25 protein-coding genes are annotated in these 23,534 nt (G+C 65.9%); 13 read left to right on the top strand and 12 right to left on the bottom strand.

What is annotated here, in order from left to right; all coding sequences use genetic code 11:
- Window positions 1-16: 16 nt before the first annotated feature.
- Genes FBY28_RS15265 through FBY28_RS15230 form a run of 8 tightly spaced genes read right to left on the bottom strand, consistent with a single transcriptional unit; the run spans window position 17 to window position 6,146 of the window.
- Window positions 17-1,006, bottom strand: a complete 990-nt coding sequence (locus tag FBY28_RS15265; RefSeq protein ID WP_141868103.1) for a phosphotransferase enzyme family protein — start codon at window positions 1,004-1,006, stop codon at window positions 17-19.
- Between the two features lie 31 nt (window positions 1,007-1,037).
- Complete coding sequence (locus FBY28_RS15260) at window positions 1,038-1,682, bottom strand: microcompartment protein (protein WP_019511669.1); 645 nt, start codon at window positions 1,680-1,682, stop codon at window positions 1,038-1,040.
- 2 nt (window positions 1,683-1,684) lie between these two features.
- Window positions 1,685-1,966, bottom strand: a complete 282-nt coding sequence (locus FBY28_RS15255) for a BMC domain-containing protein (RefSeq protein WP_019511670.1) — start codon at window positions 1,964-1,966, stop codon at window positions 1,685-1,687.
- A 9-nt stretch (window positions 1,967-1,975) separates the two neighbouring features.
- Window positions 1,976-2,227 (bottom strand): EutN/CcmL family microcompartment protein, encoded by a 252-nt coding sequence (locus tag FBY28_RS15250; protein WP_141868100.1) that lies wholly within the window; start codon window positions 2,225-2,227, stop codon window positions 1,976-1,978.
- Window positions 2,224-2,724 carry a hypothetical protein gene (locus FBY28_RS15245; protein ID WP_141868098.1) on the bottom strand — a complete coding sequence of 167 codons (501 nt, stop codon included), beginning with the start codon at window positions 2,722-2,724 and terminating at the stop codon, window positions 2,224-2,226. Before FBY28_RS15245 ends, FBY28_RS15250 begins: the two co-directional genes overlap by 4 nt.
- Window positions 2,721-3,320 (bottom strand): BMC domain-containing protein, encoded by a 600-nt coding sequence (locus FBY28_RS15240; protein WP_141868096.1) that lies wholly within the window; start codon window positions 3,318-3,320, stop codon window positions 2,721-2,723. The genes FBY28_RS15245 and FBY28_RS15240 overlap by 4 nt, the downstream gene beginning before the upstream one ends.
- A 4-nt stretch (window positions 3,321-3,324) precedes the next feature.
- Window positions 3,325-4,869: an aldehyde dehydrogenase family protein gene (locus FBY28_RS15235; protein WP_141868094.1), complete on the bottom strand. Its 1,545-nt coding sequence runs from the start codon at window positions 4,867-4,869 to the stop codon at window positions 3,325-3,327.
- Entirely contained in the window at window positions 4,866-6,146 is a 1,281-nt protein-coding gene (locus FBY28_RS15230; RefSeq protein ID WP_141868093.1) for a class-III pyridoxal-phosphate-dependent aminotransferase, read from the bottom strand. Before FBY28_RS15230 ends, FBY28_RS15235 begins: the two co-directional genes overlap by 4 nt.
- Before the next feature lie 182 nt (window positions 6,147-6,328).
- Here FBY28_RS15230 and FBY28_RS15225 point away from each other — a divergent pair, with 182 nt between their 5' ends.
- The 6 genes from FBY28_RS15225 to FBY28_RS15200 all read left to right on the top strand — a co-directional run bounded on the left by FBY28_RS15225 (window position 6,329) and on the right by FBY28_RS15200 (window position 13,647).
- Window positions 6,329-7,864, top strand: a complete 1,536-nt coding sequence (locus FBY28_RS15225) for an APC family permease (RefSeq protein WP_141868091.1) — start codon at window positions 6,329-6,331, stop codon at window positions 7,862-7,864.
- Window positions 7,865-8,164: 300 nt separating this feature from the next.
- Complete coding sequence (locus FBY28_RS15220; protein WP_141868089.1) at window positions 8,165-8,776, top strand: LysE family translocator; 612 nt, start codon at window positions 8,165-8,167, stop codon at window positions 8,774-8,776.
- Between the two features lie 67 nt (window positions 8,777-8,843).
- On the top strand, window positions 8,844-10,025 hold the full coding sequence (locus FBY28_RS15215) for an FAD-dependent monooxygenase (RefSeq protein WP_141868087.1): 1,182 nt from the start codon (window positions 8,844-8,846) through the stop codon (window positions 10,023-10,025).
- Entirely contained in the window at window positions 10,022-10,657 is a 636-nt protein-coding gene (locus FBY28_RS15210; RefSeq protein WP_141868085.1) for an acyl-CoA-like ligand-binding transcription factor, read from the top strand. The genes FBY28_RS15215 and FBY28_RS15210 overlap by 4 nt, the downstream gene beginning before the upstream one ends.
- A gap of 60 nt (window positions 10,658-10,717) precedes the next feature.
- A complete protein-coding gene (locus FBY28_RS15205) occupies window positions 10,718-12,619 on the top strand; it encodes a flavin-containing monooxygenase (protein WP_141868083.1) in 1,902 nt (633 codons plus the stop codon).
- A 2-nt stretch (window positions 12,620-12,621) separates the two neighbouring features.
- Window positions 12,622-13,647: an alcohol dehydrogenase catalytic domain-containing protein gene (locus FBY28_RS15200; protein ID WP_141868081.1), complete on the top strand. Its 1,026-nt coding sequence runs from the start codon at window positions 12,622-12,624 to the stop codon at window positions 13,645-13,647.
- Between the two features lie 457 nt (window positions 13,648-14,104).
- Here FBY28_RS15200 and FBY28_RS15195 read toward each other — a convergent pair whose 3' ends face one another.
- Complete coding sequence (locus FBY28_RS15195; RefSeq protein ID WP_141868079.1) at window positions 14,105-15,655, bottom strand: FAD-dependent monooxygenase; 1,551 nt, start codon at window positions 15,653-15,655, stop codon at window positions 14,105-14,107.
- 21 nt (window positions 15,656-15,676) lie between these two features.
- Entirely contained in the window at window positions 15,677-16,117 is a 441-nt protein-coding gene (locus FBY28_RS15190; protein WP_141868077.1) for a MarR family winged helix-turn-helix transcriptional regulator, read from the bottom strand.
- A 111-nt stretch (window positions 16,118-16,228) separates the two neighbouring features.
- Between FBY28_RS15190 and FBY28_RS15185 the strand changes: the two genes are divergently transcribed.
- On the top strand, window positions 16,229-16,633 hold the full coding sequence (locus tag FBY28_RS15185; protein ID WP_141868074.1) for an organic hydroperoxide resistance protein: 405 nt from the start codon (window positions 16,229-16,231) through the stop codon (window positions 16,631-16,633).
- A 52-nt stretch (window positions 16,634-16,685) separates the two neighbouring features.
- On the opposite strand, the gene FBY28_RS15180 is transcribed toward FBY28_RS15185, so the two are convergent.
- Together FBY28_RS15180 and FBY28_RS15175 are read right to left on the bottom strand one after the other, a co-directional pair.
- The gene (locus FBY28_RS15180) at window positions 16,686-17,675 is read right to left on the bottom strand and encodes an agmatine deiminase family protein (protein WP_141870238.1); all 990 of its coding nucleotides are present in this window, start codon (window positions 17,673-17,675) and stop codon (window positions 16,686-16,688) included.
- 20 nt (window positions 17,676-17,695) lie between these two features.
- The gene (locus FBY28_RS15175) at window positions 17,696-18,676 is read right to left on the bottom strand and encodes a nitrilase-related carbon-nitrogen hydrolase (protein ID WP_141868071.1); all 981 of its coding nucleotides are present in this window, start codon (window positions 18,674-18,676) and stop codon (window positions 17,696-17,698) included.
- Between the two features lie 97 nt (window positions 18,677-18,773).
- Between FBY28_RS15175 and FBY28_RS15170 the strand changes: the two genes are divergently transcribed.
- From FBY28_RS15170 to FBY28_RS15145, 6 genes are all read left to right on the top strand, one after another.
- Window positions 18,774-19,349 (top strand): TetR/AcrR family transcriptional regulator C-terminal domain-containing protein, encoded by a 576-nt coding sequence (locus FBY28_RS15170; RefSeq protein ID WP_216847717.1) that lies wholly within the window; start codon window positions 18,774-18,776, stop codon window positions 19,347-19,349.
- A gap of 114 nt (window positions 19,350-19,463) precedes the next feature.
- Window positions 19,464-20,411 carry an ABC transporter substrate-binding protein gene (locus tag FBY28_RS15165; RefSeq protein WP_174241640.1) on the top strand — a complete coding sequence of 316 codons (948 nt, stop codon included), beginning with the start codon at window positions 19,464-19,466 and terminating at the stop codon, window positions 20,409-20,411.
- 12 nt (window positions 20,412-20,423) lie between these two features.
- The gene (locus tag FBY28_RS15160; protein WP_141868065.1) at window positions 20,424-21,110 is read left to right on the top strand and encodes a queuosine precursor transporter; all 687 of its coding nucleotides are present in this window, start codon (window positions 20,424-20,426) and stop codon (window positions 21,108-21,110) included.
- Between the two features lie 86 nt (window positions 21,111-21,196).
- The gene (locus FBY28_RS15155) at window positions 21,197-21,856 is read left to right on the top strand and encodes a 5-oxoprolinase subunit B family protein (protein ID WP_141868063.1); all 660 of its coding nucleotides are present in this window, start codon (window positions 21,197-21,199) and stop codon (window positions 21,854-21,856) included.
- 93 nt (window positions 21,857-21,949) lie between these two features.
- Complete coding sequence (locus tag FBY28_RS15150) at window positions 21,950-22,834, top strand: 5-oxoprolinase/urea amidolyase family protein (RefSeq protein WP_141868061.1); 885 nt, start codon at window positions 21,950-21,952, stop codon at window positions 22,832-22,834.
- 16 nt (window positions 22,835-22,850) lie between these two features.
- The gene (locus tag FBY28_RS15145) at window positions 22,851-23,435 is read left to right on the top strand and encodes a GNAT family N-acetyltransferase (RefSeq protein ID WP_141868060.1); all 585 of its coding nucleotides are present in this window, start codon (window positions 22,851-22,853) and stop codon (window positions 23,433-23,435) included.
- Window positions 23,436-23,534: the final 99 nt, after the last annotated feature.

Genomic DNA, 23,534 nt, shown 5'->3' with positions numbered 1-23,534 from the left:
TTGTCCTCACTGTGTGTCAGAGATTGTGCCCGCTGGACGAGAGATAACGTTCGGCCAATCCGCAGCTACCCTCGACATAGCTGATGGCCTTGGTCGCCGATTCCTTGGAATGGCTGTGCGAGCCCATCCACGCGACGAGCAGCAGCCGTCGCAAGAACACGAACGAGGCCAGCATGTTCTCGTCTGCGGCCCCCAGTTCACGGCGGCTCCGGTAGCCCGCTACCCAGGATTCCTGCCACTCGGGCAAGGCCGGGTCGTCCTCGATGAAGGACACCGCTGTACCAAAATCGTAGAGATACCAACCGAATCCGCAGTCGTCGAAGTCGATGACCGTGGTCCGTTCGGTTGCCGGGTCGACCAACAGGTTCGCCAGCCGCAGGTCGGCATGCACCAGCCCGAAGCGATTCGGGTCGGTGCCGTAGGCATGCAGCCTGTCCTTCAGCAGCTTCTCCGCGCGGCCGAGGAGGTGCAGTTCGCCCTCCCCCACGCCTGCGACATCCTGCCAACGTCCCCAGCGGCCGCGGTCGCCCAGACTGTGCTCCCAGTCCCAGGAGAAGCGCTGGAAGCCTGCGGGCCGTTGCCAACGTTGGGCATGATCGTGCAGCGCGGCGGTGATCCGGCCCAGCGACTGAAAATCGTTGCTGGTCAACGCTGTTTCATCGGGTTCGGCACCGGCGACCATCTCGAATCGGACGACGTGCCGATCCGCGCCGGCCGCGTCGACCGTGACCACCCGCCGACCGTCGAGGGCGGGCAGGACGCGAGGAACCGTCACATCGCTGTCGGCGCTCAACGCCGAGAGCCAGTCGAGCTCCGATTCGATCTCGTGGGCCCGATGATAATTCTGTCGGTGTACCCGCAGGATGGACTGTTCGCCACGATCGGTCACCAGATACGTGGCGTTCTCCGAGAGATTGAGCAGCCGCAGGTCGGCATCCGCCGAGACCTCGTAATGGCCGAGCGCACGTCTGGCGAGATCAACATCGTCGGTGATCACCGCTGCCACGAATATCGCCTCCTTTCCATGTTCGTCGTCATCAGTGCTCCCGACCTTCGATACCCGCCAACACCTCGGTGATCCGGTCCCTGGCGACGGTGACGTCTTCGTCGCTGCCGCCGATATACAGCCGCCCGGCCGCACCGATCATCTGGACATCGACGATCGTCAATCCCGGTGCCGCTCGCTCGGCCTCGTTCGCAGCGACAGCGGCGAACAACGCCGGCGTCATCTCATACACCAGCAACGACTCACCCGGCAGGATCATCGACGCCTGCCGATTGCGGTTCAGGATGACAGCGTGCTGATCGGTGATATCGGCGATGATGTCGTGATAGAGCACCCGTGGCCGCAACTGATCCTCGGCCTTGTTCCCGGTACCCGCCAGGATCGCCGCACCTGCCCGGCGTACCTCTTCCAGGTCGGCCGAGTGGATCTCGAGGACACCGAATTGGCGCTCCACGTAGAGGATTCCCGGAGAAATACCGGGCACCTCCCGCAGTGCCAGGTCGATGACCCGCTCGATCGCCAGCGCCGGCGACACCTCCACGATGAGGGCGTGTTCACCCGCGTACGGCGGATAACCGCGCGCCCGGGTCGGAGTCCCGAGATACGCCGCGAACTGCCGTTGCAGATCCTCGACCAGGAGGTAGACCCGTATCTGGGTGTGGATGGAGCCCGACATGGCTACTTGCTGGACACCGCGAAGTGGGCGCCCAGTTCATTGTGCGGACGCGGGATGACGTGGACGCTCACCAGTTCACCGACCTGCGATGCGGTTTCGGCACCGGCCTCGGTGGCTGCCTTGACGGCTCCGACCTCACCGGTCACGATCACCGCCACCAGCCCGTCACCGACCTCCTTGCGGTCGGTGATGGTGACGTTGGCCGCCTTGACCATCGCATCGGCAGCTGCCAGTGCGGCGACGTATCCCTTGGTTTCGATGAGGCCGATTGCATTGCTGGACATGACTTCTCCTTATTTGTTGGGTGTTGCGTCTATGGAACCGATGATGAGCGCATCGACCGGTGGTGGCGAGCCGGTGAACCACCCAGAGGCCACCGATCCCTGCGCGATGAGCACACGCTCTCCGACGCCGGTACCCAGGACGTCGAAGGCGACCAACCGGGATTCCGTGCCGTCGATCTGCACCTCCAGGAAGGCGCCCGGCGGAATGCCCGCCACGTGCCGTGTCGACCAGACATTGCCGGTGACAGTTGCTGTGATCATGTCCGCTCCTTGGTGATGGTGATGCCCAGGCTGCGCGCCTTCTCCCTGGCCAGCGGTGTCAGCACCGCGCGGCGGCCGAGGATCAGCGTCCCGCCTGCCAGATCCGCCAGATAGCGTTCGGTGACCGCTCCGCTGTCCACGCGGTGCACCGGGCCGGCCGATGCCGAACCGGTTGTCTTCGACGCGAGCCGGAAGCGGAGCCGGCCGGCCTTGAGGTCCGCGCGGTTCTTCGGATTCTCGAACAACCGCAGCAGCTTTCGCACGAATCCGTCGAGTTCCGCATCGTCGGACAGCCGCACCGTCTCGGTGCGGTTCTTACCGTCGGACGCACGCGGGCCGGTGGGTTGCACACCCATCGCTTCGGCCACCGAAGCCGGTGGCGCGGGGGCCACCGCGGTCGGTGCGGGCGGACCCGGTTCCGGTGTCTTCAGGCTTGCGACGGCGTCGCGCACCACCTCCCGGACCATGGCGCGCAATTCATCACGGTCGACACTCATGGCTGCGCCAGGGCCTGTCGGGCCGCGTCGGCGGCCTGGCGGACATCGGCTTCGGCGCCTGCCAGATACACCCGGCCGGTGGCACCGATCATCCGGAAATCGACGACCTTGATGTCGGCAGCCTTCTCTGCCTCGTTGGTGGCCAGGATCGCATAGGAGGCCGGTTGCACCTCCAGGACGAACAGCGACTCTCCGGCCAACATCATGGAGCCGATCTTGTTGCGATTGATCAGGAATGCGTGCTGGTGATCGATGCTGGAGATGATGCGGGATGCCAGGATCGTCGGGCGCACGGCCGCCCCACCGTCACCGCCGAGGGAGTCCAGCGCGGCATCTGCCGCGGCCTTCACCGCACCGGTCTCACCGTGGAACTCCAGGTAGCCGAACTGCCGTTCCACCACCAGGATTCCGGCCTTGACCTCGGCGTGCTTGAGCGCGACATCGGTGACACCTTCGATGTCGAGGCCGGGAGCGACCTCGATGATCTGGGCAGCCTGATCAGCCCGGGGCAGTGCACCCTTGATCCAGGTCCCGAGATAGGACATCGTCTGGGGTTGGAGCCGGTCGATGAAGATGAAGGAACGTAGTTCGGCCACAAGGTCACCTCTTGATCAGTTGAGCGAGTTCCTCGACGACCAGTGCGCGCAGCTCGGCGCGCAGGACATCGAGATTCGGATCGGACGAACGGGCCTGCGGCATGCGCCTTGCCTGCACCGGTGGGGCGCCATCACCGCGATCGTTGGAGGCTCGCGGGTAGGCAGGAACACTGCCGCTCGGCGCACGCCACGGCTGGATACCGCCGAACTCGGCCATTCGGACGGCCGCGTCGGAGTTGTAGGCGATCCGTGTCCAGTTGACCAGATTGTCCGGTTGCAGGTTCTCCCCGATGGAGCTGCGACCCACGAAACCGGTACCGATGGTCATCGACGGTGCCAGGTTGGTCTCCAAGCCCGAGCTCCCGGTGGAGTTGCCCACGTTGACCGACACCCGCAGGACCGGTACCTGCGTGGCGAATTCGGTTATCACGGAGGGGTTCTCGCTGTGGATGGCAGCCGAATGGCCGGCACCGGCGATCCGCACCACCGCACGCGCCGCCCGGATACCGCGATTCGCATCGGCGACGGTGGTCATTCCGAGTACCGGGGACAACTTCTCGTGGGCCAACACCTCCTCCGAGATCACCTGGCCGAACGGAGCAACCAGTACCCGCGTCTTCGGCGTGACCCGCAGTCCGGCCTGGCCGGCGATCCATGCGGCGTCGCGCCCGACCACGTCGGTGTTGAGGTGTCCACCGGGAAACATGTAGGCACGCAGGCGACGTGCGCCATCCTCGTCGAGGACGTAGGCACCCGCCCTAGACAATGCCGATTGGAGCTTGTCCGCGATGCCCGCCTCGGCGATGAGGACGGACTCATTGGTACACAGCACCGAGTTGTCGAAGGCCTTGCTGTCCACGATCCGTCGAGCCGCCGCGGCGATATCGGCGCTCGCATCGACGAGCACCGGGACGTTACCGGGCCCTACCCCGAGCGCAGGATTGCCGGAGGAGTACGCGGCGCGGACCACCGCCGAACCACCGGTGGCCACGATGACATCGGCACGTTCGTCGGCCATCAATGCCTCGGCCAACGGGATGGTCGGTTCGTCGATGACCTGGATGATGCCGTCGGGGGCTCCGGCGGCCTCCGCCGCCGCGGCCAGCATCAGTGCGGCATCCGCCGAGCATCGTTTGGCCCGCGGATGCGGGGCGATGACGATGGCGTTGCGGGTCATCAACGCCAGAATGGTCTTGAAGTACACGGTGGCAACCGGATTCGTCGTGGGCGTCAGTGCCAGCACCACACCGGCCGGGCGTGGCAACTCGACGATCTTGCGGTCGTTGTCGACGCGCGGTGAGACGAAGTCCCGGCCGCGGTAGTGATCGACGATGCCCCGCGAACAGGCTCGGTTCTTGATCACCTTGTCGGCGACCACGCCCATACCGGTCTCGGAGACGGCATCCGCAGCGAGTCGTTCGGCTTCCCGGTATCCGGCCTCGGCCACCGCGTTGACGATCGCCGAAACCGTGGCCGCATCGTAGCCGGCGTAGGCCGCGGCTGCCCAGCGGGCACGTTCGAGCAGGTGGCCGGACTGTGCGGTATTCATGATGCCCTTCTTCCGGTGGCAGCTGTCTTGGCCCGGCCCACCGCGACATCGAGGCGGTCCAGGACGTCCTCACACAGTTCGCGGGACAGCAGTAGACCCGGTTTGAACTGCAGCACACGGGGATCCAGTGTCGAGAAGATCGCCCACACGCCGTTGTCATAGAGCTCGCGCATGACGTACTTGGCGCCCTCGGGATGGTCGAACTCCAAGCCGATGACCACGCCGTTCTGGCGGATCCCGATGAGCCAGTCGGGATGGTCGGCCTGGATGCGTCGCAGGCCGTGATCGAACAGATCCGAGATGTAGTGGACCATCGACCGCACCTCGGGCCGGGTACAGATCTCCAGGGTCTTGATGGCGGCCACACAGCCCAGTTCGGCGCCGCCGAAGGTCGAAATATGCCCGAAGCCATCCTGATCCAGCCATTGCGCGGCACGTTCCCCGAGCAGGGCCGCGGTGATCGGATACATTCCGCCGGACAACCCCTTCCCGGTCACGATGATGTCTGGCTCGATACCGTGCTTGGTGATCGCCCACAGTTCACCGGTACGCATCAGCCCCGTCTGCACCTCGTCGGCGATATAGAGCGTTCCGTACCGTTCGGTGGCGGCCTTCACCGCTTCGAGGTAGCCCACTGGGGGGAGCGGGAAGCCGTAGGTCGCGGGAATGGTCTCCATGATCACCGCCGCCACATCACCTGGGGCAAGGGCTCGTTCGATCGCGTCGATGTCACCGAACGGCACTTGGAGGAACTCGTCGGGCCGGTCGGCGAGGAACAGTTTGGCGAAGCGATCGTCGCCGGTGGCCACCGCCAGCCCGGTATGCCCGTGATAGGCCTTGATAACCGAGACGATCTTGCGCCGCTGGGTGCCATGCCGTGCGCTCTTGAGCGCGATATCGATCGCTTCACCACCGCCCGACCCGAAGGCCACCTTCTTGATCGACGCCGGTGCCGTCTGCACGAGGCGCTGGGCGAGTGCAGTCCTGGCGACCGACGGGAAGTGGTGGTTTCCCACGTCGAAATGCGCCATACCGTCCGAAATGGCCTGCATCACTTCGGGATTACGATGGCCGAGATTATAGGTTCCGCCGTTGAGGTGCATATCGATCAAACGGCGACCGCCCATGTCCCACAGGAAGTAGCCCTCCCGGCGGTCGATCACCAGATCAACGCCGGAATCCGTCCAGAACTGCGTCTTGTCGGGGTTCCAGAAGGCCGTCGCCTGCTCCAGGACCTGTTCCTTGGATTCGAACGAGAACGTGCCGTAGTCGTACATGCGACTCCTCTACTGCCACGGGATAGCTGTGACGCCGCCCACCCTAAAACGAGTAGACCAATTAAGTCAATGGTTTCGTTCTGGGTATTGCCAAGCTCAATTGGTAGTGCCAATATCGACTGGCTTGCATGTGGCCTGCGCCACACCAGCTCCTAACCCTCAGCGTGGAAGGTGCGCTATAGATGTCCACAGACTCTTTACCTGCTGGAGAAACACCAGTTCACGACGTCCAGCGGCTCAAACGCAATGCCGTGGGCACGGTGGGCGTGATCTTCATGGCCGTCGCCACGGCGGCGCCCATCACCGCAATGGTGGGTAACGTGCCCATCGCAGTGGGCTCCGGAAATGGTTCACACGCGCCCGCCGGCTACATCGTCGCGACCGTCGTCCTCGGCCTGTTCGCCATCGGCTACGCGACGATGGCCAAACACATCACCACGACCGGCGCGTTCTATGGGTACATCTCCCACGGCCTGGGCCGCGTGGTCGGGATGGCCAGCGGCGGGCTCATCACGATGGCCTACGTGGTGTTCGAGGCATCGCTGATCGGCATCTTCTCTTTCTTCGCGCAGAACATGCTGCTATCCCAGCTCGGTGTGCACGTGCACTGGATCATTCCGGCACTGCTCATGCTCACGGCGAACGCGATACTGACCTACTTCGACGTGAACCTCACCGCGAAGGTGCTCGGGGTCTTCCTCGTCACCGAGATCGTCATGCTGGCGCTGGGTGCGGTCGCGGTGCTCTTCCGTGGTGGTGGACCACAGGGCTTCGCGGTGGCAGAGACCCTCAATCCACTCGGCGCGTTCAGCCCTGCCGCCGGAATCGCCGGCGCGAGTGCCGGACTCGGCCTGTTCTTCGCATTCTGGTCGTGGGTCGGATTCGAATCGACCGCCATGTACGGCGAGGAATCGCGCGACCCCAAGCGGATCATCCCGCGTGCCACGATGATCAGCGTGCTCGGTGTTGGCGCGTTCTACGTCTTCGTGTCGTGGATGGCAATCGCAGGAACCGGGCCCGACCGAGCGATCGAACTCGCCCAGAACGCCGACACCGCCTCGGAGATCTTCTTCGGGCCCGTCCGCAGCACCTACGGTGAATGGGCGATCATGGTCTTCAACGTTCTCCTGGTGTCGGGGTCATTTGCCTGCGGTATGGCCTTCCACAACTGCGCATCGCGGTACCTGTACGCGTTGGGACGCGAGGGCCTGTCGTCTCGTCTGCAGAAGACCATCGGTTCGACCCACCCCACTCACGGGTCACCCCACATCGCGTCCTTCGTGCAGAGCGGTATCACCCTGGTGATCATCCTGTCCTTCCTGTTCGCCGGCATGGACCCGTACGTGCACATGTACACCCTGTTGGCGATCCTCGGCACGATGGCCATCCTGATCGTCCAATCGCTGTGTGCGTTCTCGGTGATCAGTTACTTCCACATCCGCAAGAACCATCCGGTGTCCAAGCACTGGTTCAAGACGTTGGTCGCTCCGGGGCTCGGCGGCATCGGCATGCTCTATGTGGTGTATCTGCTGTGGCAGCACAAGGACACCGCCGCAGGCACCGCTTCCGGCACGCTGTTGTTCACGTTGACACCGTGGATCGTCATCGGCCTGTTCGTGTTCGGTGCTGCGCTGGCCACCTACTTCAAGCTGCGCGATCCTCGTCGATACGAGCTGATCGGACGAATCGTTTATGAGGACAACGAGATCAGAGACTGACGTTGTCGCGGCGACCGGCCGGTAGGTGTCACAGCAGTCCGTCGGCGACGGCCTGGTGAACGGTGCGCACCGCCGGCCGGAAGCCGAGGCGTCGCGCCAGTGATCCGGCGAACGGAAATCAGGTGCGGCCCGGCGCACCGGCGTGATACTCATGTGGCCACCGAGAACTCCTATGGAGAGGCAACCATGAGTGGCATCGTCGACCTCGCGCCCCGGCACACCGAGTGCGGTTCCGCGGTGATCCGACGAGTTGTCCGCGCCCGCACGGAAGCACCGGGTGCGGTACCGGGCAGCTAGCCCGTGACGATCGAGACCGCGCTGAGTTTCGCGGGGCTGTGTCTCTTGCTGTCCATCTCACCGGGCCCGGATTCCCTGCTGGTACTGCGACTCGCCTTGAATCGGCCACGCGAGGGCGTGTTCGTCGCGGCGGGATCGGCGGTGGGTTCACTGCTGTGGGCCGGCGCCGTCGCGGTGGGGTTGGCGCGCCTGCTGGGCGCCCACCCGGGGCTGGTCGATGTGCTGCACTTCGTCGGCGGGGCCTACCTGGTCTATCTCGGCATTCGCGAGGTGTTCGACACCGGCGAGCTGGTCGATGACTCCGACACTCGGGTGCGCATCGGAGTGGCCAGCTTCACCAAGGGACTTGTTTCGTGTCTACTGAATCCCAAGGTGGGACTGTTCTTTCTGCTGCTGGCCCCGCAGTACGCGCCCGACCTCACGGTCGGCTCGATCCTGGCGTTGGGCGTCATCGACGCGGCAGTGGCATTTCTCTACCTCACCGCGTTGGCCCTTGTCGCGGCACGCATTTTCACGCGGATCACCAATCCACGCGCGCAACGCAGTCTCCGGGTGGGATCCGGAGCGGCGATCGCCGCCGTCGGCGTGTTCATCCTGGTCGAGGCGCTCACCTGACGAGGCGGTAGCGTTTTGCGTTTTGCGCAATTTTGCGTGATCCGCAATATTTGGGCAGGATGGAGGCATGACAACACCGCGCGTCCTGATCGCCGGCGCCAGCATTGCCGGTCCCGCCACCGCCTTCTGGCTGACCCGTGCCGGTTTCGAGGTCACCATCGTCGAGCAGTCACCCGAACTCCGACGTGGCGGTAACGGAGTCGACATTCGCTCCGAGGCGCTGACCGTGATCGATCGCATGGGCCTCACCGCCGACGTGCGGGATCGCGCCATGGTGAACCGCGGAATGCGGTTCGTCGATCGATCCGACCGGCAACGCGTCCGCTTCCCGACCGCCGAGGTCGAGAACATGGTCGGCTCCGAAGATATCGAGATCACCCGCGGCGACCTCGCGCAGCTGCTCTACGCCGCCACCGAATCCGACGTCGAATACATCTTCGGCGATACCGCCACCGAGCTGAACCAGGACGACGCCGGAGTGGACGTCACTTTCGCCCGCACACCTGGGCGGCGATTCGACGCGGTGGTCGGTGCCGACGGAATCCACTCGAAGATTCGACGGGCCACCTTCGGTCCCGAGGAAGACTTCCGCGTGTTCAAGCAGCATTACTATGCCGTGGCGAGCATCGATTCCACTGTGGGCGAGCCCTTTTGGACGACCTTCTACAACGAACCCGGAAGATCGGTGGCTCTGTACCGCGACAATACCGGTCCAGGGCTGATGACCTTCACCTTCCACAGCCGCGCACCGTTGAGCTACGACTATCGTGATATCGACGCTCAGCGCCGCCTCGTCCGCGCTGCCTTCGCCGATTCGGGATGGCACGTTCCGGCGCTTCTCGATGCGGCCGACGCCGCCGGAGACTTCTACTTCGATGCGCTGGACCAGATTTCGATGCCGTCGTGGTCGGCCGGACGTACCGCACTGGTCGGCGATGCCGCGTACTGCGCATCACCGGCGTCGGGGGCCGGCGCACTTCTCGCGCTCACCGGCGCCTATCGCCTCGCCGGTGAGCTGAGCCGCCACGATTCACCGCAGGACGCCTTCCACCGATACGAGAACGCCCAGCGGCCGCTGGTGGCCGCCAAGCAGGCCCACTTGTTCACCTACATCACGGTCCCGCGGAGCAGGCTCGGCATCGCGGCTCGAAACATCCTGCTGGCCAGTCCGATCCCCCGAATGCTCGGGCGACGATCGTCGCACGGTGCGAGCACCTTGGCCGACTATTATTCTCGACCGATCAGGTGAAGAGGGGGACGCAGGTGGTGGGTACCGATGCGGCATCCCGTGCACGTCACGAGGGACTGCGCGAGCGCAAGAAACGGGAGATGCGAGCCCGTCTCAGCGCGATAGCTCTCGACCTTGCGGTCGAGCACGGTGTCGCAGGGGTTCGCATCGACCAGATCGCGTCCGCGGCCGGAGTCTCACCGCGGACATTCAACAACTACTTCCCCAGCAAGGAGGCCGCGATCGTCGGCGTCGCCGCGATCCGCGCTGATGTCTTCCGCGCGACACTGCATGCTCGCCCTGCCGACGAGCCACTTTCCGAGGCACTGCGCGCCGCCGCGGCCGCGCTGTTCACCGATGAGCCGGATCGCACCTGGATGGCCCGGTCTCGCCTCATCCGATCCGAGCCGTCGTTGTTCGCCGAGGAACGCAAGTCCGATATCGAGGTCGAGCGGGTCATCGCCGCCGAGATCGGTGACCGGACCGGGACCGACCCGCACGTCGATCTGGCTCCACGGCTGGCTGCCGCGACCGTCATCGCCGCCATCCACACTGCCGTTCAGTACTGGCTGGACGTCCCCGCCGCCGGGACGCTACGAGAAGTCGTCGAACGGGCCATCGTGGATTGCCCGTTGGATGTAGCGGAGGTATAGCAACCGGGCGTGCACCCACACCCTTGCCTCATTCCGCAACCCGCCGTAGCGTAACCACCTGTGACGCGTAGCTTCCACGCCGGCCGACCGTTCGATACCTCCGACGCCGATATCGCCGCGGCATTGGAGCAGGTCAGCATTCCGACCCTGCTGCTGTCACTGGTTCACATCACCGGCGACCCGCGTTTCATCCGCGACTACAAACAGGCCGGACTCTTCCTCAACGAGGTCCAGGGTTTCATGTCCGAGGAGGACAAGGCCCGTGCCCGCACCGAGGCCCTCCCCGTCATCACCGCCTATCGCGACGCCGGTTGCCCGGTCCCCGAACCGCTTTCACCGGAATTGATCCGAGAGATGCTCGATTGGGCCGCCTGCGAGCACGTCGGCGAGGACAACCTGCCACTGGTACTCGAGGAGCTCGATCTCGACGCGATCGACCCGCGGCGACCGCGCCCACTCGTGGACACCGACGACTTCCACGTCATCGTCATCGGCTGCGGTGAGTCCGGCATCCTGGCCGGCATCCGGCTCAAGCAGGCCGGCATCGGGTTCACCATCCTGGAGAAGAACAGCGGGCCGGGTGGAACCTGGTGGGAGAACAGCTATCCCGGCGCCCGCGTCGACGTCGCCAACCACTTCTACTGTTACAGCTTCGAACCCAGCAATCACTGGGAGCACTTCTTCGCCGAGCAGCCGGAACTGCGGCAGTACTTCGCCGATGTGGTGGACCGCCACGAACTCGGCGCGCACATCCGTTTCGACTCCGAGGTCGCAGGGATGAGTTGGGATGGTGATCGCTGGAACGTCACCACCGGCGACGGCCGGCGATTCAGCGGCAACGCCGTCATCACCGCCGTCGGACAACTCAACCGCCCCAAGATCCCTGACTTCCCTGGCGCCGACACCTTTGCCGGCCCGTCCTTCCATTCCGCCGCCTGGGACCACAGCGTCGATGTCACCGGAAAGCGTGTTGCCCTGATCGGTGCCGGGGCCAGCGGGTTTCAGATAGCCCCCGCGATCGCCGACAAGGTCACACATCTCACCGTCTTTCAGCGGACCGCACAGTGGATGTTCCCCAATCCCATGTACCACGAGCCCGTGGCCGATGGCGTCCGCTGGGCCATGGAGCACCTGCCGTTTTACGGCCGCTGGTATCGCTTCCTGCTGCTGTGGCCAGGTGCGGACAAGGGGTTGGACGCCGCGCTGGTCGACCCCGACTACGACGACCAGGCCAATGCGGTCAGCGAGATCAATGCCATTGCGCGAATCATGTTCACCGACTGGATCACCACACAGGTCGGCGACGATCCCGACCTGCTGGCCAAGGTGCTGCCCGACTACCCCGCCACCGGCAAGCGCACACTGCAGGACAACGGCAGCTGGCTGAGCACCCTCAAACGCGACAACGTCGAGCTCATCCGCACCCCCATCGAGCGCATCACCGAGACGGGCGTGATCACCGCCGACGGCATCGCTCATGACGCCGATATCATCGTCTACGCCACCGGATTCCGCGCGACCGATGTCCTGTTCCCGGTCACCGTCACCGGACGCGACGGCCTCGACCTGCACGAGGTGTGGGGCACCAGGCCGCATGCCTACCGCAGTATCACCGTGCCGGGCTTCCCCAACTTCTTCATGACCTACGGACCTGGCGCCCACCTGGCGCACGGCGGCAGTCTGATCCTGAACTCCGAGTTGCAGATGCGCTATATCAACCACTGCCTGGAGCACCTGATCACCGCGAAGCTCCGGTCCATCGAACCGCTTCCGGAGCCGACCGCCGAATGGCACCGGCGATCCCAGGACGAGATCCGCAAGACCGTCTGGGCACATCCGTCGATCACACACTCGTACTTCAAGAACGACGACGGTGAGATCCACACCGTCAGCCCCTGGCGGCTGAGCACCTATCACGCTGCCGTGCGTGAACCCGTCTGGTCGGACTTCCGGGAGGAATGAGCATGCGTTCAGTGGTGGTCGACGCCGGAGGCACCGTCAGCGTCCAGAACCGTCCCGACCCACTCCTGCCCGGCGCCGACGGTGCCATCATCGCCGTCGAGGCGGCCGCGATCTGTGGGTCAGACCTGCACTTCCTGGAAGGCCACTACCCGCTCGCCGACCCCGTGGCGCTCGGCCACGAGGCGATCGGGACGATCGTCGAAACCGGCTCGCAGGTAGCCGGTTTCAACGTGGGCGACCGGGTGTTGGTCTCCTCGGTGGCGGGGTGCGGCCAATGCTCGGGTTGCGCCACCCGCGACCCCATCCGCTGCGTGCTCGGTCCCCAGATCTTCGGATCCGGCGGGCTCGGCGGCGCACAGTCGGATTTGCTCGCGGTGCCCGCGGCCGACTTCCAGTTACTCAAGATGCCCGAGGGGCTCAGCACCGAGCAGGCCTTGCTGCTGACGGACAACCTGGCCACCGGATGGGCGGCAGCCTTACGCGCCGATATCCCGGTCGGCGGCACCGTCGCAGTGATCGGCCTCGGCGCGGTCGGCATGTGCGCGCTGCGCAGCGCACTGACCCTCGGCGCAGCCACCGTGTACGCGGTCGATCCGGTGCAGACGCGTCGCGACCGCGCGGCCGCATGGGGTGCGGTTCCCGTGGATTCTCCTGCTGTGCAATCTATTCGGGAGGCCACCGGCGGACTGGGCGCCGATGCCGTGATCGACGCCGTCGGCACGGACGCCACCATCAGCGATGCCATCGACAGCGTCCGCACCGGGGGTACGGTGTCGATCGTGGGCGTACACGATCTGCAGCCCTACCCGCTGCCCGCGCTGGCCTGCCTGATCCGCAGCCTCACGATCCGGCTGACCACCGCCCCGGTGCAACAGACCTGGCCCGCACTCATCCCGCTGTTGCAGGCCGGCCGGCTCGACGTCGACGGCATCTTCACCACCACTTTGGCGTTGGACGATGCCGCCGCCGGATATGCGGTGGCGATGGCACGGTCGGAGGACCATCTGAAGGTGCAGTTGATCCCCTGAGTCATCCGCGGCCGTCCACCGCCGACAGATTCTTCTTGCGCACCTCGACATCAAGGAGTACCGTCGAACATCAGTTCGAAGCGTACGTGGCTCCCACGAGATATCCGGTGAGCCCGTGTCGGTGGCCCAGTCACCGAGAGGTTCTACAGCCCCGACGAGGTCTGTGCGAACCATCGTGCCCGAAGGGCCGAACCATCGTGCCCGAAGGGCATTGTGCTGGCCTTTTGCGAAAGGTTGGGTCCGGTATGTAGCCACCCATCATCTGCGATTCCACTCCGAACACACCTCCGCCTTGAGGCCATATCCGACCAAAACTGCTGCGTACCTTGACAACTACACAGTGAAACGGGCGTGTGACGGGACCCGGCGAAGCGGCGTCGCCGGGTCCGCAAGGTCGAACACCCCGGGCTAGCCCGTGTTGGCGGGCCGTCCGGATTCCGATCGACGGCCGCGGACGCTAGACGAACGTCCGCTTCAGGTAGCCCACGAGCGCGTCGGCCTCCACCGCGCCGGTATAGCCCAGATGCCCGTCGGGACGCACCACGACGGCTGCAGGTCCGTCGACACCGTAAGCCGCGGCGAACTCGCCGGTTTCGTCGCGCACCAACGGCAGCACGGTGGCCTCGACAGCCGCATCGGGGTGCGCGACGACGTATACATCGAGAAGCCCGTGCGCAGCACGGTCGGCGGCCTCGGCTGCGGCCTCCAGCTCCTCGAAACCCGTTGCAGGGTCGGCATACAACAGCAGAGTGTGTCGGGTGCCCGCCAACAGGGTGAACAGTCGCACCGGCTCGGCTTCGGCCGCGCGGGTCAGCCCACGCGCATCGGGTGCCCGGCCGCCGGCACCGGCGGCCACGATGGGACTGTCCGCGTAGCTCACCAGCAGTTGCGCCTCCCGGCGGATGACGAAGTCGGGATCGGTCGAGTCGGCGCCGATCCCCTCCCGCGCGCTGCGCACGGTGCGTCCGACCACCTCCTCACCGATGGGACGACGCTCCGCGTCGTAGCTGTCGAGAAGCCCGTCCGCCGCATCGCGGGTCACGGCCAACGCCAGCTTCCATGCCAGGTTGTAGGCGTCCTGAATTCCGGTGTTCATTCCTTGCGCACCGGTGGGCGGGTGAATGTGCGCGGCGTCGCCGGCGACGAAGACCCGGCCGCGGCCGTAGGCGTCCACGATGCGGTGACTGATCCGAAATACGGAGGACCACCGCATATTCCGAGCCGTGGTCGGCTCCGGCGACAACCGATCCAACACCGCCTGGATGTGGTGCAGCTCGGGCGTGCCCTCACCGAAGCCGTGCTGCACCCCACCCTGGGTGGACAGCTCGGGCGGCACCAGCATCGACATCCGGTAGCGCCCCCGCCCGGGCAGCGGAATGCACACCAGAAGGTCGTCGACCTTGCCCTCGGAGTTGTGCATGGATCGCACGGCGTAGCCGGGCGGTAGCGTCCAGTCCACCTCGACATCGGCGAGCATGTATTGCTCTTCGAAGGCAGCGCCTTCGAAATTCAGGCCGAGCGTCTTGCGGACGATCGAGTGTGCTCCGTCGGCACCGATCAGATATTGCGCCCGAACGGGTGTCGCGTTGTCGAGCATGGCGGTCACACCGTCGGAGTCCTGTTCGAAACCGGTCAACCGGACGCCGCGTTCGATGCGCACGCCGCGGGCCGTGAGCTCCCGGCGCAACACCCGCTCCGTGTTGTACTGGGGTATGCCGATGAAGCGGAACGGCACATCGTCGGGAAGCGTCAGCTCGATGTCACCGACCCGTTCACCGTTGAGGTAGGCGATCTGCCCTCGAAAATGTACGCCCGCATCGAGGATCTGGCGCACTATCCCCATTCGCTCGAACACTTCGAGGGTCCGAGGTTGCACACCAACAGCTTTGGCGTACCGGGGCGGTTCGAGTAGCGGATCGATGATCCGCACGGCCACACCGCGGCGGGCCAGCTCGATGGCGGCGGTCAATCCGATCGGGCCGGCGCCCGCAATCAGTACGTCGGTCACGCCCGAGATTATGCCCGAGCGTCAGTTTTCGCGGACGTGCGATCGTAGATTGTCTCGCAACTTCACCATGCCCTTCTGGATGGCGCGCAGTTCCTCGGGCTCCAACCCGGTGGCGGCTATCAGATCCGTCTCCACACCTTGCTCCCGCAGCGCGCGGCCGGCATCGGTCAGACTGACCAGAACTTGGCGCTCGTCATCTGCCGAACGTTCCCGACTGAGGTAACCGGCGCCCTCGAGTCGCTTCAATATCGGGGTCAGGGTGTTGGACTCCAGGAAGAGCTTCTCACCCAGACCGCTGACGGTCTGGTGATCCTCTTCCCACAAGGCAACTATCACCAGGTATTGGGTGTAGGTGATACCGGCTTTGTCCAGGAGCGGTTTGTACGCTTTTCCGTACGCGAGATTCGCCGAATACACGGCGAAACACAGGAAATCGGAGAGCTGGGGAAACTGCGGCTTCATAGACCAATTCTAGCGCGCACGATTGAATCGGGAATGAACTAAATCGCCGTCGGGTTGCACCGATCAGCCGAAGCGAAAGCGCAGGCCGCCGAACCCTCGAAGGAGAAGACCATGTCCGTCGTCTACACCGCCGCAACCCACACCACCGGCGGCCGCCAGGGCGAGTCCTACAGCTCTGACGGCAACCTGGACATCCAACTCACCGCGCCGGGCACCGAGGGCACCGGCACCAACCCCGAGCAACTGTTCGCCGCCGGCTGGTCGGCCTGCTATCTGAGCGCCATGGGACTGGTTGCCGGACAACACAAGGTGAAGCTGCCCGCACAGACCGCTGTGGACGCAGAGGTGGACCTGGTGAGCGTTGACGGCGGATTCTCGCTGCAGGCGCGTCTCAACGTCAGCATCCCGGGCGTGGACCCGGAGACCGCACGCCAGATCGTCGACGGCGCGCATGAGGTATGCCCCTACTCGAAGGCCACCCGCGGCAACATCCCGGTGACCATCAACCTGGTCTGAATCGCAGCCCAACGGCCTGGGGCACCCGACGTGCCCCAGGCCGTCCGGGTTCTCAGCGCGGGGAGGGCTGCTGCTGGGTGATGCAATGGATTCCGCCGCCGCGGGCGAACAGCGGCCGGGCGTCCACCGACACCACCCGGCGGCCCGGGTACTGCTCGGCGAGAATGGCCGCGGCATCGCGGTCGCGGGGATCACCGAACGCACAGGCGATCACACCGCCGTTGACCACGAGGTGGTTGATGTAGCTGTAGTCGACGAAACCTTCGTCATCGGTGAGGACCGTCGGGGCAGGCATCTCGATGATCTCGAAGCGCTCGCCGAGTGAATGCCGAATCTTGGTACATACCAAGGAATCCGGGTGGCCGTCATCGCCCTGGGTATGCAAGAGCAAGCGACCGGGCTCGGTGAACGTCGCGACGATATCGACATGCCCGCGCGTACCGAAGCGCTGCGAATCCCTGGTGAGGCCCATCGGCAGCCAGACCACGTCGGTGGCCCCGATGGTGCGCAACAATTCGCTCTCGACATCAGCCTTCGTCAGATCAGGATTGCGGCCGGGGTCGAGTTGCACGGTCTCGGTGACCAGTACGGTCCCGCATCCATCGACATGGATGCCACCGCCCTCGTTCACCAGCGGGGAGGAGACCAATGGCACCCCGGCCAGCTCGGCCACCACCGCACCGACCTTGCAGTCGCGGTCCCAGCGCGCCCAGTCCTGGCCGCCCCAGCCGTTGAACACCCAATCCACCGCGGCGACCGAACCGTCATCGGTATGCACGAAAGTGGGCCCGATATCGCGCATCCAGGCATCGTCGAGTGGTACCTCCACCGTCTGGATGTCCTGCGACAGATAGCGTTTCGCGACATCGACCTCGTCGGGGTCGACCAACATGGTGACCGGTTCGAACTCTGCGATGGCGTGTGCGACGGCCGACCACGTCGACCGTGCCTCGTGCTGTTCTTCGACGGTGTCGCCCAGGGAGTATCCGGCGGATGGGAAGGCCATCCACACCCGGTCCTGCGTCGCACCCTCGGCAGGCATCAGGTAGGTCGGCCGATCGCTCACTTGACCACCGCCGTGGCTGCGTGCCCCGTGCCATAGGGGTGCGCGACATCCACCGGCGCGGTCAGCGCGCCATAGCTGTCCGGTCGGCGCGTCAGCAGGAACGGGAAGAGCTCCAGCCAGTCACGCCGTTGGTCGAGGTCCAGATCGGCGATCAGTACCGCCTCCTCGTCACGGGGCGCCGAAACCAGCACCCGGCCATATGGGTCGGAGATGAACGAGGACCCGTAGAACGACAGGGCACCCTCGTTCCCGGTCCGGTTGGGCACCAACATGAACAGTCCGTTGCTGATGCCGTGCCCGACGATCACATGCCGCCACAGCGGCTGGGTGTCGAACGCGGGGAACACGGGTTCGGATCCGATGGCGGTCGGATAGACGACGATCTCGGCGCCGCCGAGCGCGTAACTCCGCGCCACCTCGGGGAACCATTCGTCCCAGCAGGTCGGCAGGCCCACCCGCGCGCCGAGACCCTCCGGCGCATACACCGGGTACGCGTCCTCGGCCGGTCCCTGACGGAAGTAGGTGTCCTCGTAGTAGCCCGCCGAGATCGGAATGTGCATCTTGCGGGTACGCCCGACCAAGTCTCCCGCCGGCGAGACCAGGATCGCGGTGTTGAAACCGAGACCGTCGGCGTCTGGCGCCTTTTCGTACAGCGAGGCGTGCACGAAGATCCCGTGCCGCCGGGCCGCCTCGGCGGCCATCGAGAAGGTCGGGCCGTCCAGCAAGTTCTCGGCAGAGTCACCGGGATTCGCACCGGCCCGGGTATCGGCGGGATAGCGCAACAGGGTGATCTCGGGCAGGAACACCGCGGTCGCGCCGGCGTCAGCGGCACGGGCGATGCCGTCGTTGAGCACCCCGATCAGCTCGGCGGCATCGGCGCGCCACCGGTGCTGCACCAGTGCGACGCGCACCGGCGGCCGTCGCGACTCGGCGGTGCGGGACAGCGGTTCAGCGGGCTCGGCGGTGAGAACGAGCATGTCGACGCTCCTAAAACGAATGAGTTTCGTTTATTGTGGGATGCGGGGAAGCCGTTGTAAAGAGCCGGAGGGAAATCGACCAGTGGGACGACCCAGGGTGGCGATTCTGTCGACCGGCCGGATCGCCGATGCCGCAATGGACCTGGTCGAGAGGACCGGCGGTTTCACCATCCCCGAACTGGCCCGCTCACTCAAGGTGAGCCCGTCCTCGTTGTACAACCACGTCACCGGACGCGAGCAGATCATCGAACTGCTCCGCGAAAAGGCCATGAGCGCAGTGACCCTTCCCGATACCGACGGGCCATGGATCGACGTCGTCGCCGACATCATGCGCTCCTACCGTCGCAGCTACGCCCGCTACCCGAGGCTGATCCCCCTACTGACCGCCTACCCGGTCGCCAGCACGCACGCCGTCGCGATGTACAACGCGCTGGCGCAGACGCTCACCGCTGCCGGGTTCAGCGCTCCCGACACCCTGCGCGCCATCACGCTCATCGACTCTTTCGTCCTCGGCTCTGCGCTGGACGCCGCCGCGCCCGATGCGCCGTGGGGGTCCAGCCCCGACGTCGGCCCGCAACTCGCGGCCGCGCTGGCAGCCGGATCGAGCCCGGACCGCGCGGAGGATGCCTTCGAGTTCGGTCTGGCGGTGCTGCTGCGCGGGCTCGCCCCGTAGTCGGTCGGCCGGGGAAGCTTCGCGGTGTCATCGCCGCGAGAGTGCGCGAACTCTCCACCGCGTCGGCGTGTCATCGTGCAGACACGCACGCTCGCCGGGAAGTACGCTCACGGCGTGCCGACACCCTGGTCCCGGCGAGGTTTCCTGCTGGCGCTTGCCGCCGGATCGGCGGCCGCAGCCGCCGCCTGCAGCTCCGAGCAACGGCCCGGCGCCGTCGCCGACGACGGGTCGGTCACCGTCCGGCACGCATTCGGCGAAACCCGAGTACCCGCGCCACCGACCCGCGTGGTCAGCGCCGGGCTGACCGGTCAGGATTGCCTGATGGCCGTCGGCGTCACCCCTGTCGGGGTGACCGAATGGTTCGGCGGGCAGCCGTTCGCCACCTGGCCATGGGCGCTCCCGGCGCTCGGCGCCGCCCAACCGGCGGTGCTCAACCTCGACAACGGTATCGACGTGGACGCCATCGCGACGCTGAACCCCGATCTGATCATCGCCACCAATGCCGGCCTGGACCGCGACACCTATGACCGGCTGTCCGACGTCGCGCCGACGATCGCCCAGTCCGGGACTCAGGCCTTCTTCGAACCGTGGAAGGACCAGGCGACAACCATCGGCGCCGCGGTGTTCAAACACGACGAGATGACCCGGCTGATCACCGATGTCGACACCCGGTTCACGACCGCGGGTACCGAGAATCCCCAGTTCAAGGACAAACGCGCACTACTGCTGCAGGGCAGCCTCGACGGCGGGGATCTGGTGACGACACCACCGGGCTGGCGCACCGAGTTCCTGACCCAGCTCGGATTCACGCTGCCCGACACCGACGCCACCGTGCCGCGCGATCGGATGGCACAGGTGCTCGGCGCGGCCGATGTGCTCATCTGGTGCGCCGACGACCCCGAGATCGCCGCGCTGACGGCCGACCCCATCATCGCCGAACGGGGCGTACGCAACGTCTTCACCGGCCGCGACCTGGCCGCCGCCATCGCCTTCAGCTCGCCGTTGTCGCTGCCCGCGGTCGCCGACCAGCTGCCGGCCATGCTCAGACCCGCGCTGGCCTGACAAGATATCCGGGTGAGCAGTCCGAACGACACCCAGCACGGCCCGTCCTACGCGCAGGTCGGTTCGGCCTACTATCCGATTTTCGTCGCGGTCTTCACCGCCCTGGTCATCATCTCCAACGTCACCGCCACCAAAGGCGTGGAGTTCGGCCCGATCATCACCGACGGCGGGTTCATCGTCTTCCCGCTGACCTATGTGATCGGCGACGTGCTCTCCGAGGTCTATGGGTTCAGGGCGGCACGGCGCGCGATCCTCACCGGTTTCGCGATGAATGCCCTTGCCGCCGCCGCCTTCTGGGCGACCGTCTACCTTCCCGCCGCCGATTTCTATCCGAACCAGGAACACCTGGAGAACATCGTCAGCGCCTACACCGGGCTGATCATCGCCGGCATGGCGGGGTTCCTCGTCGGACAGACACTGAACGCCTGGTCGCTGGTACTGATCAAGGAACGGACCAAGGAAAAGCACCTCTGGGCACGCCTGGTCGGGTCAACCTTCGTCGGGCAACTCGGCGACACCGTCGTGTTCTGCGCCATCGCGGCCAGCGTCATCGGTATCAACACGTTCAGCGATTTCCTGATCTACACCGCCCAGGGCTGGTTCTACAAGACCATCGTGGAGGTGGTGCTGCTGCCCATCACCTACCGCGTGATCGCGATGGTCAAGCGCCGCGAGCCGACCTATCAGCCGGCCGCGTGAACGGGCGTATGAACCTTTGCTAAGGCTCCTCTGGCAAACCGCTCAGACACGTCGAGAACGACGTTACCCGGCGGTAGCTTCGGCAGATGACAGTGACGACGGAAGTCCACGTGCCCGGTGAGCTGGGCACCGTTCGCGATTACGGGGATCAGGCGCTGCTGCTCGAGTTCGATGGCACCGCGGCGGTATTGGCCTGGACCGACACACTGACGAGCGCCGGCCTGCCCGGCGTCCTCGATATCGTGCCCGCCTCGCGGACGATCCTGGTGAAGCTGGCGGGCCCACGCTACCTGGCACCCACCCGGCAACGGCTCAAGTCCCTGCGTCTGCAGCAATCCGTCGACGAATACGGCAAGGCGGCCCAGCCCGACGTCGTGCTCGAGGTGACCTATGACGGCGCCGACCTGGCCGAGGTCGCCGAGCTGACAGGCCTGAGCACCGCGGAGGTGGTCACCGCCCACACCGGCACGCTGTGGCAGGTCGGATTCGGCGGCTTCGCACCGGGATTCGCCTACCTGATCGGTGGTGACCCGCGGCTGCAGGTGCCCCGTCGCGCCGAGCCACGGACCCGCGTTCCGGCCGGATCAGTCGGTCTGGCAGGCGAATTCAGCGGGGTCTATCCCCGCGAGTCCCCCGGTGGGTGGCAGCTGATCGGACGCACGTCGGCAGTTCTGTTCGATGTCACCCGCGACCGGCCCGCCCTGCTCACGCCGGGGATGACCGTCGCGTTCCGGGAGATCGCATGAGCGACGCTTGCGGAGCGAATCGACAAACACGATGCGAACCCCGAGCCTGCGAGGAGATCGCATGAGCGACGCTTGCGGAGGGAGTCGACAATCATGAGCGTCACGCTGGAAGTACTGCGCACCGGCCCGCTGGCCCTCGTCGAGGATCTGGGCAGGCCCGGGATGGCGCATATGGGGGTGACCACCTCGGGTGCCGCCGACCGGCGGGCGCACACGCTGGCCAACCGACTGGTCGCCAACCCCGGCGAGCACGCCACCGTCGAGGTCACCTTCGGTGGATTCTCGGCCCGCGTGCACGGCGGGGATGTCACCATCGCCGTCACCGGCGCCGACACCGACCCCGCCGTCAACGGAGTGCCTTTCGGCACCAACAGCATCCACTACGCGCGCGACGGTGAGGTGATCTCACTGGGCGCACCGCATTCCGGACTGCGCAGCTACCTGGCGGTACGCGGTGGGATCGATGTGGCCCCGGTGCTCGGCTCACGCAGTTATGACGTGATGTCGGCGATCGGCCCGGCACCGCTGCGCGCCGGTGACGTGCTGCCGGTCGGGGAACACAGCCCCGACTTTCCCGAGCTCGACCAGGCTCCCGTCGGCGCCATCGCGCCCGAGATCGTGGAGCTCCAGGTCGTCCCGGGACCGCGAGACGACTGGTTCGTCGACCCCGACATCCTGGTGCGCACCAATTGGCTGGTGACCAACCGCAGCGACCGGGTCGGCATGCGGCTGGTGGGAATGCCGCTGGCGCACCGCCGGCCCGAACGGCAGCTGCCCAGTGAGGGCGCTACCCGCGGGGCGATCCAGATACCGCCCAACGGTTTTCCGGTGATCCTCGGTCCCGACCATCCGGTGACCGGTGGCTACCCGGTGATCGGCGTGGTCACCGATGAGGACATCGACAAGCTCGGCCAGGTGCGCCCCGGCCAGACGGTCCGGCTGCACTGGTCGCGGCCGCGCCACCCGCACGAGAATTGATGGTAGAAACGGCTGTGTGCGCAGTCACACACCGGGACCGACCGCGGTCCGCGACGTCCACACCGCGCGGCTGATCCACACCGCGGACCTGGACGCCGAAACCCGCGCGGACGCCCACCGCATGGTCGTCGACGCCTTCGCCGATGACACGGCGGGCACCTTCGACGATTCGGACTGGGAGCACGCGCTCGGCGGCATGCACGCCCTGATCTTTCACCGCGGCGCGCTCATCGCTCACGGCGCCGTCATCCAACGCCGGCTGCTCTATCGCGATATGCCGCTGCGGTGCGGCTACGTCGAGGCCGTCGCGGTCCGCGAGGACTGGCGCAGGCAGGGCCTGGGCACCGCGATCATGGACGCGCTGGAACAGGTGTTGCGCGGGGCCTACCAGCTGGGTGCGCTCGGTGCCTCGGAGGCCGGGATGCAGTTGTATCTGCCGCGCGGCTGGCAGCAGTGGCAGGGGCCCACCTCGGTGCTGACACCGAACGGTATCGCCCGCACCCCGGACGACGACGGCGGCGTGTACGTTCTTCCCGTCGGTGTCGAACTGGACACCAGCGCGGAGCTGAGCTGTGATTGGCGCGCAGGCGACGTCTGGTAATGCCTGGTCAGGACCTCACCGCCGGGAGGTTGCCGCGGTGAGCGGAAGTTCACGGCCGGGTTATCGCCAGCAGCGCCCACGCAACAAAGCGCTCATAAC

The sequence above is a fragment of the Arthrobacter sp. SLBN-53 genome (genome assembly GCF_006715585.1).
In the GTDB taxonomy this organism is placed as follows: Bacteria; Actinomycetota; Actinomycetes; order Mycobacteriales; family Mycobacteriaceae; genus Mycobacterium; species Mycobacterium neoaurum_A.
Note: the sequence above shows the minus strand (reverse complement) of the source record. Positions and strands in the feature narration are given on the sequence as shown.